At 72.5% G+C, this 12621-nt stretch carries 11 protein-coding genes; 4 read left to right on the top strand and 7 right to left on the bottom strand.

The genetic code is table 11. The features are described from left to right. Positions 1-5 precede the first annotated feature (5 nt). Positions 6-1139: an acyl-CoA dehydrogenase family protein gene (locus ACN9M0_RS21195; protein WP_366038995.1), complete on the bottom strand. Its 1134-nt coding sequence runs from the start codon at positions 1137-1139 to the stop codon at positions 6-8. After that, positions 1139-2356: an amidohydrolase family protein gene (locus ACN9M0_RS21190; RefSeq protein ID WP_366038996.1), complete on the bottom strand. Its 1218-nt coding sequence runs from the start codon at positions 2354-2356 to the stop codon at positions 1139-1141. The genes ACN9M0_RS21195 and ACN9M0_RS21190 overlap by 1 nt, the downstream gene beginning before the upstream one ends. A 158-nt stretch (positions 2357-2514) precedes the next feature. Between ACN9M0_RS21190 and ACN9M0_RS21185 the strand changes: the two genes are divergently transcribed. Then, on the top strand, positions 2515-4044 hold the full coding sequence (locus ACN9M0_RS21185) for a class I adenylate-forming enzyme family protein (RefSeq protein ID WP_366038998.1): 1530 nt from the start codon (positions 2515-2517) through the stop codon (positions 4042-4044). On the opposite strand, the gene ACN9M0_RS21180 is transcribed toward ACN9M0_RS21185, so the two are convergent. Beyond that, positions 4001-4390 (bottom strand): STAS domain-containing protein, encoded by a 390-nt coding sequence (locus tag ACN9M0_RS21180; RefSeq protein WP_366039000.1) that lies wholly within the window; start codon positions 4388-4390, stop codon positions 4001-4003. The genes ACN9M0_RS21185 and ACN9M0_RS21180 overlap by 44 nt on opposite strands. Before the next feature lie 191 nt (positions 4391-4581). On the opposite strand from ACN9M0_RS21180, the gene ACN9M0_RS21175 reads away from it, so the two are divergent. Then, positions 4582-5163, top strand: a complete 582-nt coding sequence (locus tag ACN9M0_RS21175) for a sigma-70 family RNA polymerase sigma factor (protein WP_366039001.1) — start codon at positions 4582-4584, stop codon at positions 5161-5163. Beyond that, positions 5160-6470: a maleylpyruvate isomerase N-terminal domain-containing protein gene (locus ACN9M0_RS21170; RefSeq protein ID WP_426404048.1), complete on the top strand. Its 1311-nt coding sequence runs from the start codon at positions 5160-5162 to the stop codon at positions 6468-6470. Before ACN9M0_RS21175 ends, ACN9M0_RS21170 begins: the two co-directional genes overlap by 4 nt. Positions 6471-6615: 145 nt before the next feature. Here the strand turns inward: ACN9M0_RS21170 and purU are convergent, their stop codons facing one another. Both purU and ACN9M0_RS21160 read right to left on the bottom strand, forming a co-directional pair. Further along, positions 6616-7467: a formyltetrahydrofolate deformylase gene (gene purU / locus ACN9M0_RS21165; RefSeq protein ID WP_366039004.1), complete on the bottom strand. Its 852-nt coding sequence runs from the start codon at positions 7465-7467 to the stop codon at positions 6616-6618. A gap of 60 nt (positions 7468-7527) precedes the next feature. Next, a complete protein-coding gene (locus tag ACN9M0_RS21160; RefSeq protein ID WP_366039006.1) occupies positions 7528-7971 on the bottom strand; it encodes an SCO4402 family protein in 444 nt (147 codons plus the stop codon). 202 nt (positions 7972-8173) lie between these two features. Between ACN9M0_RS21160 and ACN9M0_RS21155 the strand changes: the two genes are divergently transcribed. Continuing rightward, positions 8174-9460 carry an ABC transporter substrate-binding protein gene (locus ACN9M0_RS21155; protein WP_426404047.1) on the top strand — a complete coding sequence of 429 codons (1287 nt, stop codon included), beginning with the start codon at positions 8174-8176 and terminating at the stop codon, positions 9458-9460. 6 nt (positions 9461-9466) lie between these two features. Here the strand turns inward: ACN9M0_RS21155 and ACN9M0_RS21150 are convergent, their stop codons facing one another. After that, entirely contained in the window at positions 9467-10906 is a 1440-nt protein-coding gene (locus ACN9M0_RS21150; RefSeq protein ID WP_366039008.1) for a hypothetical protein, read from the bottom strand. A 106-nt stretch (positions 10907-11012) separates the two neighbouring features. Then, positions 11013-12395 (bottom strand): transcriptional regulator, encoded by a 1383-nt coding sequence (locus ACN9M0_RS21145; RefSeq protein ID WP_426404046.1) that lies wholly within the window; start codon positions 12393-12395, stop codon positions 11013-11015. Positions 12396-12621 lie beyond the last annotated feature (226 nt).

The raw sequence follows: 12621 nt of genomic DNA, 5'->3' as shown, positions 1-12621 counted from the left end.
GGGGGTCACCGGCCCTTCGGCAGGCCGAGGATGCGCTCGGCGACGATGTTGCGCTGGATCTGGGAGGTGCCGGCCGCGATCGTGTACGAGAGCGAGGACAGCCGGTCGAGGTTCCAGTCGCGCCCGAGGTCGAGCGCGTCGGGCCCGAGGACGGCGGCGGCGGCGTCGTACAGCTCCTGGCGGGCGTGCGAGTAGTGCAGTTTGAAGACGGAGCCGCCCGCGCCGGGGACCCCACCGGTCGCCTGGGCCTCGCTGACGTTGGCCTGGACGATCCGCCAGAGGGCCTGGAACTCGGCGGAGAGCCTGCCGAGCCGTCGCCGCAGGACGGGGTCGTCCCAGGTGCCGTTCTTGCGGGCGGTGCGGGCGAGTTCGCCGAGGAGGCGGCGGCAGGCGACGACCTCGCCGACGAAGGCCGTGCCCCGCTCGAACGACAGGGTGACCATGGTGACGCGCCAGCCGTCGTCCTCCTCGCCCACCCGGTTCTCGACGGGTACCCGTACCTCGTCGAGGAAGACCTCGGCGAACTCGGTCGACCCGGCGAGGGTCCGCAGCGGACGGACGGTGATGCCGGGGGCGTCCATGGGCATGGCGAGCCACGTGATGCCCTTGTGCTTCGGAGCCGTGGGGTCCGTACGGACGAGGAGTTCGCACCAGTCGGCGACCTCGGCGTGCGAGGTCCAGATCTTCTGGCCGGTGACGACGTACGCGTCCCCGTCCCGTACGGCCTTGGTCCGCAGCGAGGCGAGGTCCGAGCCGGCGTCCGGCTCGCTGAAGCCCTGGCACCAGACCTCGTCGCCGCGCAGGATCGGCGGCAGCCACCGCTCGCGCTGCGCGGGCGTGCCCTCGGCGGCGATCGTGGGCCCTGCGTGGAGGAGGCCGACGAAGTTGGCGCCCACGTAGGGCGCCCCGGCGAGTTCGGTCTCCTCCAGGAAGATGAGGCGCTGGGTCGGGGAGGCCTCCCCGTGGGTGTCGGCGTATCCGGCGTCGTACAGGCGGCGCTGCCAGCCGCAGTCGTAGGCGCGGCGGGCGGGCCAGTCGAGCGGGTCGGGCCGCTCGGGGAGGCCGGGGAGGGTGGCGGCGAGCCATTCCCGCAGCCGGGCGCGGTAGTCCTCCTCCTCGTCGGTGCAGGAGAGGTCCATCAGACGAGACCCCGGTCGGAGCGGCCCCGGTCGAAGTCCAGATCCAGCATGCGGATGGCGTTGCCGCGCATGAGTTTGTAGATCGTCTCGTCGTCGAGGCCCTGGACGTGGTCGAGGGCGACCTCCTTGGTGTGCGGGAAGGTCGAGTCGACGTGCGGGTAGTCGGTCTCGAAGGTGGCGTTGTCCCTGCCCACCACGTCCAGCGAGGCGATCCCGTGCTTGTCGCGGAAGAAGCAGCAGAAGATCTGCCGGTAGTAGTAGGTGGAGGGCGGCTCGGGGACGAGGTCGCGGACGCCGCCCCAGGCGCGGTGCTCCTCCCAGACGTCGTCGGCGCGTTCGAGGGCGTACGGGATCCAGCCCATCTGGCCCTCGCTGTAGGCGAGCTTGAGCCGGGGGAACTTCACGAGGACGCCGCTGAAGAGGAAGTCCATCATCGAGGCCATGGCGTTGTTGAAGCTGAGGGAGGCCTGGACGGCGGGCGGGGCGTCGGGGGAGGCGGCGGGCATCTGGGAGCTCGACCCGATGTGCATGTTGACCACCGTCCCGGTCTCCTGGCAGACGGCGAAGAACGGGTCCCAGTGGCCGGAGTGGATGGACGGCAGGCCGAGGTGGGTGGGGATCTCGGAGAAGGTGACGGCCTTGACGCCGCGGGCGGCGTTGCGCCGGATCTCGGCGACGGCGAGGTCTATGTCCCAGAGCGGGATGATGCACAGCGGGATCAGCCGGCCGCCGCTGTCGCCGCACCACTCCTCGACCATCCAGTCGTTGTAGGCGCGGACGCAGGCGAGGGCGACCTCCTTGTCGTGGGCCTCGGCGAAGGTCTGGCCGCAGAAGCGGGGGAAGGTGGGGAAGCAGAGGGAGGCCTCGACGTGGTTGAGGTCCATGTCCTTGAGGCGGGCCGCCGGGTCCCAGCAGCCGCGCCGCATCTCCTCGCGGGTGATGCCCTCCAGGGTCATGTCGTCGCGGTCGAAGCCGACGGCGGCGATGTTCCGCTTGTACGGGAACTTGAGGTCCTCGTAGATCCACCAGTCGGTGGGCGGCCCTTCCGGGTCCATCGTGATCTGGTACTTGCCGGCGACGTAGGCGAGCTCGCCGATGCCGGCCGTGAGGGGCCGGGGCCCGCGGTCGCGGTACTTCTTCGGGAGCCAGGTCTCGAAGAGGTGGGCCGGCTCGATCACGTGGTCGTCGACGCTGATGATGCGGGGCAGTTCCGTCATGGAGCCTCTCCCGGATTCGGCGGACCGCTTCCAGTCCGTTTCTGATGACCCGTCAGATCTGACGGGATCAGGCTATCCCCGCACCCCTGGACCGACAAGCGCCGGACCTCTACGCTCACCGCACGATCTGACGGAACGTCAGCCATGAGGAGTACGGGATGAATGAGACCGCACACACGCTCGGCGCGTCCCGCACGCTCTGGGAGCTCGTCGAACGGCGCGCCGCCCTCACCCCCGACCGGCCCGTCCTCCTCCAGGGCGACCGCGTCCTCACCTTCGGCGGCCTCCGCGAGCGCGCCGAGCGCTGCGCCGCCGGTCTGTACGGGATGGGCGTGCGCCCCGGCACCGTCGTCGCCTGGCAGCTGCCCACCCGCATCGAGACCGCCGTGCTCACCTTCGCGCTCGCCCGCATCGGCGCCGTGCAGTCCCCGGTGATCCCCTTCTACCGGGACAAGGAGGTCGGTTTCGCGCTGCGCGAGTCCCGGGCCGAGTACTTCGCGGTCCCAGGAATCTGGCGTGGATTCGACCATGCGGAGATGGCCCGGCGGCTCGGCGCGCGCGGGATCTTCGAGGCGTACTCCCCCGAGAGCCTCCCCGACGGCGATCCGGCCGTCCTGCCGCCGCCGCCCGCCTCCGGCACCGACGTCCGCTGGATCTACTGGACCTCGGGCACCACCTCCGACCCCAAGGGCGTCCTGCACACCGACCGCTCGCTCCTCGCCGGCGGCTCCTGCCTCGCCCACGCACTCCACCTGACGGCCGAGGACGTCGGCTCGATGGCCTTCCCGTACGCGCACATCGCCGGGCCCGACTACACGGTGATGCTCCTGCTGTACGGGTTCCCGGCCGTGATGTTCGAACAGTTCGCGCTGCCGGAGGCCCTCGACGAGTACAACCGGCACGGCGTCACCGTCGCCGGCGGCTCCACCGCCTTCTACTCGATGTTCCTCACCGAGCAGCGCAAGCAGCCCGGGAAGCCCGTCATCCCCACCCTGCGCCTACTCGCGGGCGGCGGGGCACCCAAGCCGCCCGAGGTCTACCACGCGGTACGCAAGGAGCTGGGCTGCCAGCTCACCCACGGGTACGGCATGACCGAGGTCCCCATGATCACGATGGGCGCCCCCGACGACACCGTCGAGAACCTCGCCGGCACCGAGGGCCGCCCGCCCGCCGGCATGGAGATCCGGATCACCGACGACGGCGAGGTCCGGCTCCGCGGCGAGGCCGTCTGCCAGGGCTATCTCGACCCGGCGCAGACGGCCGCCGCCTTCGACGAGGACGGCTTCCTCATCACCGGCGACGTCGGGCACCTGACCCCGACCGGCCACCTCGTCCTCACCGGCCGGGTCAAGGACATCATCATCCGAAAGGGAGAGAACATCTCGGCCAAGGAGATCGAGGACCTCCTCCACCGGCACCCGGACGTCGGCGACGCCGCCGTCATAGGCCTCCCGGACGCCGAGCGCGGCGAACGCGTCTGCGCCGTCGTCGAACAGCCCCCGGGCGCCGCCCCGCTCACCCTGCCGCAGGTCACGGCCTTCCTGCGGGAGGCCGGACTCTCCGTCCACAAGCTGCCGGAACAGCTGGAGGTGGTGGACGCCCTCCCCCGCAACGAGACCCTGCGCAAGGTGCTGAAGTACCAGCTCAGGGAACGCTTCGGCGCGGCATCGGCACCGGCGCCCCGGTGAGCGCCTCCCCCATGTCCTCGTACACGTCGAAGAGACGGCGGACGCCGAGCGCGGTGAGCACCCGGGCGACATGAGCGGTCCCGTCCCCGGGTTCCTCGGGAAGGATCAGGCGGAGCCGGCCGCCGCACGAGCGGAGCAGACGGCGGGACGCGATGAGCACGCCGACGCCGCTGGAGTCGCAGAACCGCACGGCCGACAGGTCGATCACCAGGTCGTGGCGGCCGCCCGCGACGGCGTCGTGGACGCGGCGGCGTATCCGGGGGGAGGTGACCAGGTCCAGTTCCCCCCGGACGCGGAAAACCGTCCAGGAGCCGTTCTCGTCCTCGTCGACCTCGATCGTCGTCACGGACGCCGCCTGCCCCAGGAGAAACCGCCGAAACCCCCCGGCGCGGGGATGACGCTTTCCTTACCATCCGCATCCGCGTCAAGAGCGCACTTGCGGCAAACAGTCGTGCGTTGTCGGAGCGGCGCACTACTTTGGAGGAGAACCGGGACGCCGGGAACCGGGATCCGGATCCGGAAGGGGCGGAAGGCCGCATGGCGATGGACACACCACCGCGCTGGGACCGCAGGATGCAGCAGCGGCTGGCGCGCGGGGAGGCCGCTGCCCTCGGCGAGTTCTACGACCGGTTCGCCTCCCTGGTCCACAGCCTCGCCCACCGGGTCCTCGACGACGACGCGGCGGCCGACCAGGTCACCCGCGAGGTCTTCGGCTACATCTGGGAGAACCCCGACTCCTACGACCCGAAGCAGGGCAACATGCGCTCGTGGGTCGCCAAGCTGACCCAGCGGCAGGCCGTGCACCGGCTGCGGCAGGCCGAGGCCCTGGCGTACGCGGAGACGGGGCTCGGCTCCGCCGAGGAGCTGGAGCAGAAGGTCCGCCGGGCCTCCGTCGCCGCCCGCGCCGACTACATCGTGACCTCGATGCCGGCCCCGCTGCGGGCCGCGCTCGAACTGGCGTACTTCCAGCGGCGTGACTACCGGCAGACCGCCGCCGACCTCGGCGTCACCGAGGACGAGGCCCGCCGGCGCCTCCGGCTCGGACTCCAGCTGCTCTCCTCCGCGAACACCCGGCCGCTCGAAGGGTCCTCGCCGCCCGGCTACGGGCGGGCGCTGTGACCGGGGCGAACGACGACGCGGACGACGTCGCACGCGCCCCCTGGATACCGGGACCGCGGCGGGCGGCCGACGACCACGCGGACCTGACGGCGCGGCTGCCGGAGGCTTCGGAGGTTTCGGAAGCGCCGGAGGCTTCGGAGGCTTCGGAGGCTTCGGACGGGGAGGTGGACGCACCGGACATGGAGGAACCGGAGGTACCGGTACCGGACCTCAGCCACAACGTGCTCAAGTCCCTCCTCGGGGCCTGGGCGCTTTCGGCGTGCTCCGCCGGCGAGACCAAGGCCGTCGAGATCCACCTCACCGCCTGCGCGCCCTGCGCCGACGAGGCCCTCCGGCTCCGCGACGCCGTCGCGCTCCTCCACGAGGACCGCGACCTGGACCTCGACCCGCTGCTCCGCTCCCGCGTCCTGGAGAACTGCCTGGGCCGCCGCCCCGCCCGCATCCCCGTCCCCGACTGGGTCACGCCGTACGACGCGGAGACCGCCCGGCTCGACGCGCTCCTGCGGGACATCGGCGAGTCCGAGTGGCACGCGCCGGTACGGCTCAAGTGGTACGAGGAGGACCGCGTGGTGCGCCGCAAGGCCACCGTCGCGGCGGTCATCGGCCACCTCTTCGCCGTGGACGGCCTGGTGTCGGCGGCGCTCGGCCTGGAGGACCCGCTGGGCGCGGGCGGGCCGGAGCTGTCGCCGACGGAGCGGACGGAGGCGTTCTGGTCGGCCCTGGACCGGCCGCCGAACCGCTCCCTCCGGGGTCCGTGGCGGGACCAGTCGCACACCCTGATCCGCACGGTCTCGTTCGCGGGCCGAGGGGTCGCGGACCTGACGGTCAACTACAAGGACTTCGCGCTGCCCCTGAGGGACTCGCTCCTGGAGCGGGCCTTCGAGTGCTGGCTGCACGCCGACGACATCGCGACCGCGGTGGCCTACCCGTACGCCCCGCCCAGCGGCGCGCACCTCCACGGCATGATCGACCTCGCGGCCCGACTGCTCCCGGCGGCCCTCGCGAACCGCCGCCGCACCGGCCTGGCCGGCCCCGCCAGGGAACTCGTCGCGGCGGGCGCACCGGGCCGCTCGCTCCACCTGGAGGTGGAGGGCGCGGGCGGCGGCCACTGGTACATCGCCCTCGACTCCCCGGCGGCGATCGGCTCGCCGGAGCGGGCGATCGCGCAGGTGGCGATGGACGGCGTCGAGTTCTGCCAACTGGTGGCGGGCCACATCCCGCCGGAGGAGGCGGCGGCGGGCCAGGACGGCGACCGCGAGGCGATCAGGGACGTCCTGGCAGCAGCGGCGTCACTGAGCCGCCTGTAGGTGACGCCGGGGCCCCCGCGCGGGGCCCCGTGCGGGGCCGCACCCGCCGTGTGGGCAATCGTCCCGCAGGGCGGGACGGGTGGGCACAACGGGGGCCACGGGGGTGCCGCTCGGCCGACGGCTGCCCGCAACGGGGGCGGGGCCGTTACGTGAAGACGACCGTGCGGCGGCCGTTCAGGAGGATTCGGCGTTCCGCGTGCCATTTGACGGCTCGCGCCAGCGCCTGGCACTCGACGTCCCGTCCGACCGCCACCAGCTGGTCCGGCGTCACCTCGTGGCCCACGCGCTCGACCTCCTGCTCGATGATCGGGCCCTCGTCGAGGTCGGCCGTCACGTAGTGGGCGGTGGCGCCGATGAGCTTGACGCCGCGCGCGTGCGCCTGGTGGTACGGCTTGGCGCCCTTGAAGCTGGGGAGGAAGGAGTGGTGGATGTTGATGATCCGCCCGGAGAGCCGCTTGCAGAGGTCGTCGGAGAGGACCTGCATGTAGCGGGCGAGGACGACCAGTTCGACGTTCTCGGAGTCGACGAGGTCGAGGAGCTCCGCCTCGGCCTCCGCCTTCGTGTCCTTCGTGACGGGAATGTGCCGGAACGGAATCCCGTACGAGTCGACGAGCGCCTGGAAGTCCGTGTGGTTGGAGACGACCGCGACGATCTCCACGGGCAGTGCGCCGATCCGCGACCGGAACAGCAGGTCGTTCAGGCAGTGGCCGAACTTGGACACCATGAGGACGACCCGCATGCGCTGGTCGGCCCGGTTGATCTGCCAGTCCATCGCATAGGAGTCGCCGACGGCGGCGAAGCTCGCCCGGAGCTTGTCGACGGTCACCGGGGCCTCGGCCGAGAAGTGGACCCGCATGAAGAAGAGGCCGGAGTCGCGGTCTCCGAACTGCTGACTGTCCTCGATGTTGCACCCGGTGATGAAGAGGTAGCTGGACACGGCGTGCACGATGCCCTGCTTGTCCGGGCACGCGAGAGTGAGGACGTACTGGTCGGTCATCCCGTCAGCCTGCCACACCGCGCCCCCGCCGGGAGGCCGGCGTCCGTCAGGCGGAACGGTTCAGGACCGCGTCCTGATACGGAGCACGTCGAGGGAGCACGGGGGCGTGTCGGGGTCCTCCCCGTCGGCCCGCGCCATCCGTACGTGTGCCTCGCGGGCGGCGCGTACGGCCTCGGGCCAGCCCGGGTGCTCCAGGTAGGCGGAGACGGGGGCGTCCGGTCCGACCTGGTGCATGATCCGCAGCACGCGGAGGACGGCGACGTCGACGAGGGCGGCCTCGCCGGAGTCGCGGAAGATCGAGCCGACGTACTTCTCGGCGGACCAGTTGTCGAGCCAGGTGTCCTCGACGAGGCGGTAGACGGCGTCGGTGACGTCGCCGTATCCCTCCTGGCCGGTCAGCCAGGTCGTCTCGTGGAACACGGGGTCGGAGAGCATGTGCAGCGCCGAGCGCGTGTTGCTGCGCCAGCGCCACCACGGCATGTCGTTGAGCGGCATGCCGCCCATGGTGGAGGAGCGACGGCCGCGACGGGAAGAGTTAACCGAACCGGAGACTGGACTGGACACGTTTCGATCGTACGTTCCCTTGTCCGGTAAGCGGACTCGCCCCTCCCCATCCGGGCGTGACCCCCGTAATTCACCTTCACGTCACCCACCGTTGAGCCGCGCTCACTCCCGCGTTACCCGTGAGGCGGAAATGTGCATGCCCATGACCGGTAGGCGACTGACCTCACTCCTCGCGTACATCACGACCGCGGCGACGGGAGCGTCGCTGCTCACCGGGTGTGGCGTGCTCCCTGGGGCCACGGGGGGCTCCAGGGAGCCCGTCACGGTGATGACCTGGGCTCCCGACCAGACCAAGGCGACCAACATGCCCGGAATGCCCGCCATGGCGCAGACGTACGCCCGGTGGGTGAACTCCCAGGGCGGCATCGGCGGGCACGAGCTGCGCGTCCTCACCTGCAACGAACAGAACACCGTCTCCGGCGCCGCCGCCTGCGCCCGCCGCGCCGTGCGCGAGAACGCGGTGGCGGTCGTCGGCTCGTACAGCCAGAACGGCCGCGCCTTCATGGCCCCGCTGGAGGCCGCGGGCATCCCGTACATCGGCGGCTACGGCATCGCGGAGGACGAGTTCACCAGCCCGCTCTCCTACCCCGTCAACGGCGGGGTCGCCTCCCTCGTCGCCGGGCACGGCATGCAGCTCGCCGACTCCTGCGAGAAGGTCTCCCTCGTCCGCCCCGACACCACCGCGGGCGACAAGCTGCCCGAGCTCCTCAACTCCGGCCTGCACAGGGCGAGCCACCGGAGCGCCGTGGACATCCCGGCCCTGGAGGACGCCGCCGAGTACACCGTGCAGGCCGGCCGGGCCCGCTTCCGGGCAGGGCACGAGAAGGGCTGCGTGACCGCCGTCCTCGGCGAGCGCACCCAGACCTTCTTCGACTCCTTCCGCCGCCTCCCCGAGGGGGAGAACGGCAAGGCGGGCGGCTCGGGCCGGAAGGGCGGCGACGCCGTCCGGATCTCCTCGGTCCTCGGCAGCGTCGACCAGCCCGTCATCGACCGCACCGGCGGCCCCCACAGCCCCTTCGAGGGCGCGTTCGTCACCGGCTGGTACCCGGAGGCGGGCGACAAGAGCTGGGCGCCGATGCGCAAGGTCATCCAGGAGCACGCCTTCGCCGACAACCGGGTCGACCCGGCCGACGCGGGCGTCCAGACCACCTGGATCGCGTACACGGTCCTCAGGGAGGTCGTCGAGTCCCTCGACGAGGACACGGTCACCGCCGCGCGGATCAGCCACGCCCTCGACCGGGGCGAGCGGATCGACACCGGCGGCCTCACCCCCAGCCTGCGCTGGAAGTACGAGGACCTGCTCGGCGCCCCCGGCTTCACCCGGATCGTCAACCACGAGGTGACGTTCCAGGTGGTCCGCCAGGGGCGGCTCGTGGCGCAGAAGCCCGGGTTCGTCGACGTCGGCGAGACCGTCCTCAGCGCCCCGTAACCCTGCTCAGAGCTGCGTCCAGCTCCGCTTCTCCAGGCCGTACTTCACGGCGGTCGGGTTCCACAGCCCGGCCGCCGTCTTCTTGGCGGCGCTGGCCTCGCCGCTCTTCGCGTCCCCCGCGGACTTCTGGCTGGTCGTCCGGGCGTGGCCGCCCTTGCAGGCCTTCTTGGCCTTCATCTGGACGGCCCAGGCCGCGTAGTGGTCGTCGGCGGCGGCCGAGGCCTGCCAGGCCTTGGTGAGCGCCGCCGTCAGAGCCGCGTTGTCCGGGATCTTGTCGACCGACAGCGACTGGAGCTTGGTGATCAGGCCCCGGCGCTGCTCGGCGGCTCCCTGCAGATCGCCGGCGGCCTTGTCGAGGTTCTTGCACTGGTTGATGGACGCGACCGAGCTGATCACCGTCTCACGGCTGCTGCTGCTGGTCGCGAGCAGCTTGCTGAGCTCCTGCGCCTGCGGCTCCGCCGGGTCGGCCGGCTTCTCCGTGGGCTGCTCCGCCCCGGTGGAGGGCGCGGCGGAGCTCGCCGCGACGTTCTGTCCGCCGGTCTTGGGGTCCTTCTTCTCGTCCCCGCCGCTGAGCAGCATCCCGGCGCCGAGGCCGACGACCGCGCAGCCGACGACGACGGCGGCGATCAGCGCGAGCGGCGACTTGCGGCGCGGCGCGGGCTCGTCGTCGTAGTAGGCGTCCTCGTAGCCGTACTGCTGCGGGGGCTGCGGGGGCTGGTGGTGGTGCTGGGGCTGCTGCTGGTACGGGGCCGGGCCCGGCTGCTGGTAGCCCTGCGGTGCGTGCTGCTGCTGGGGCGGCCGCGGCGCCTCCGTACGGAAGAGGCTGTCGAACTCCGCGGGCGGCTGCCGCTCACCGGGCGCCGCCGGTACGGGGGCGATGTACTGGGTCGCGTCCGAGGCACCGGCAGGACCGGGGCCCTGGTGCGCGAGCGGGCCCGTGCCGAGGAACTGGGTGTCGGAGCCCCCTCCCTGCTGCGGCGGCACCGGGGCCATGTGCTGCGTGGCCTGCATGTCGCCGGCGGCCGGCGGCGGGTAGCCGTAGCCCTGCTGCGGGGCGGCCTGGGCCGGCGGCGGGTAGCCGTACCCCGGCTGCGGGGCGGCCTGCGCCGGCGGCATCCCGCCCTGGACGGGAGGCATCCCGCCCTGCACCGGAGGCATCCCGCCCGGGACCGGCGCGATGTGCTGGGTCGCCTGCATGTCGGCGGCGGCCGGGGCGCCCGGCCCCGGGTAGCCGTAGCCGGGCTGCGGCGGGGCCTGCTGCGGCGGTATCGGCGCCAGGTACTGGGTGGACTGCATGTCGGCGGCGCCCTGCGGCGCCTCCGGGGGCAGCGGCTGCGCGGGCGGCAACGGCTGCCCGCCCTGCTGGCCGCCGGTGGGACCCCACGGCTGGGCGCCGCCCCACGGCTGACCGCCGCCCTGCTCCGGACCCTGTCCGTTCTGCGTCACCGGGACTCCCACTGATGGACCAACCTACGGAATCGTCGGCTCACGCTACCGGGTGCCGCCACGGCTCCGCACACACGTGTGAGACCCATTACACAGTTGACACGCTCTACGCCGCGTACAGCTCGAGACGCGCGCCGAACTCCCGCACCACCGCCTCCCCCGCGTACGGCTCCAGGCGCTCCCGCAGGTCGTCCAGGTACTCCGCGCCCCGCGACGACCGCAGCGTCCCGAGCAGTTCGAGCGCCTTCGTGCCCGTCCGGCAGGCCTGCTCCACCTCCCGCTGCTGGACCTGCGCCGAGGCGAGCAGCGCGAGGCCGATCGCCCGCCGCCGCGCCCGCGTCTCCGGGTGCCCGGCGATCGACTCCTCCGCCGCCCGCGCCGCCGCCTCCGACTGCCCCAGGTCCCGGTGGCAGTGCGCCAGTTCGTCCGCCAGGTACGCCGCGTCGAAGTGCGCGATCCACGGCGGGTCGTCGCCCGCCTCCGGATCGGCCTGCGCCAGCGCCCGTACGGCACGGCCCGCCGCCGTCTCGAAGGCCCGCACGTCTCCCATCAGCGCGTGCCCGCGCGCCTCCGCCGCGAGGAACATCGCCTCCGCGCGCGGCGGCACCTTCCCGCGCGCCCCCTCCTGCGCGGCCCGCGCCAACTGGGCGATCTCCCGGGGGTTCCCGAGCTGCGCGGCGAGGTGGCTCATCGAGGCGGCGAGCACATAGCCGCCGTACCCCCGGTCCCCCGCCGCCTGCGCGAGCCGCAGCGCCTGGATGTAGTACCGCTGCGCGAGCCCCGGTTCACCGGTGTCCACCGCCATGTACCCGGCGAGTTCGGTGAGTCGCGCGACCGCCGCGAACAGCTGCCGGCCGACCGCCTCCCGGTACGAGCCGGACAGCATGCCCGACACCACGCTGTTGAGGTAGTGCACGACCACCGGCCGCACGTGCCCGCTGCCGAAGCGCCGGTCGAGGTCGACGAGCGCGGCCGTCATCTCCCGTACCGCCGCCACGTCCGCGACCCCGACGCGGGCCCCCGCCATCCGGGCCACGTGCGAGTCGGGACCCGTGATCAGCCAGTCCCTGCTGGGCTCGACCAGGGCCGAGGCCGCCACCGTCGAGCCGGACAGGAAGTCCCGGCGCCCGACGTCGCTGCGCCACAGCTCGCAGACCTGCTCGATCGCCCCCGGCACGGTCGGCGCGAACTGGAGCCCCACCCCGGCCGCGAGGTTCCGGCCGTTGGCCATGCCGACCTCGTCGATCGTGACCGTACGGCCCAGCTTGCGGCCCAGCGCCTCCGCGATGATCCCGGGCGCCCGGCCGCGCGGCTGCTGCCCGCGCAGCCAGCGCGCCACCGACGTCTTGTCGTAGCGCAGGTCGAGGCCGCGCTCCGAGCCGACCATGTTGACCCTGCGGGCCAGGCCGGCGTTGGAGCAGCCGGCCTCCTGGATGAGCGCCTGGAGCCGTTCGTTGAGCTGACGCGGAACGAGTGGCCTGGCTGCCATGAGTACCCCCTGAGGCGGTGCGGTGATCACCGGAGAAGGGATCACTGCCCGGTGGATATCCGGTCAATGCCGATGTGAACACGCGAAACCGGACACGTCGGCCGCGAGGGCGAAGCCCCCTGCCGCCGGCGCCCCCACCTGTCCGTACCCACCCCCGCTCCCCGGTCCGCCGCGCGCCCCCGCCAGTGCACCCGTGCGCCCCGCGTGCAGGATCGATGCGTCAACA

This window comes from Streptomyces sp. R-07, assembly GCF_049913175.1.
Lineage (GTDB): Bacteria > Actinomycetota > Actinomycetes > Streptomycetales > Streptomycetaceae > Streptomyces.
This window is presented reverse-complemented; position numbering and strand designations above follow the sequence as displayed.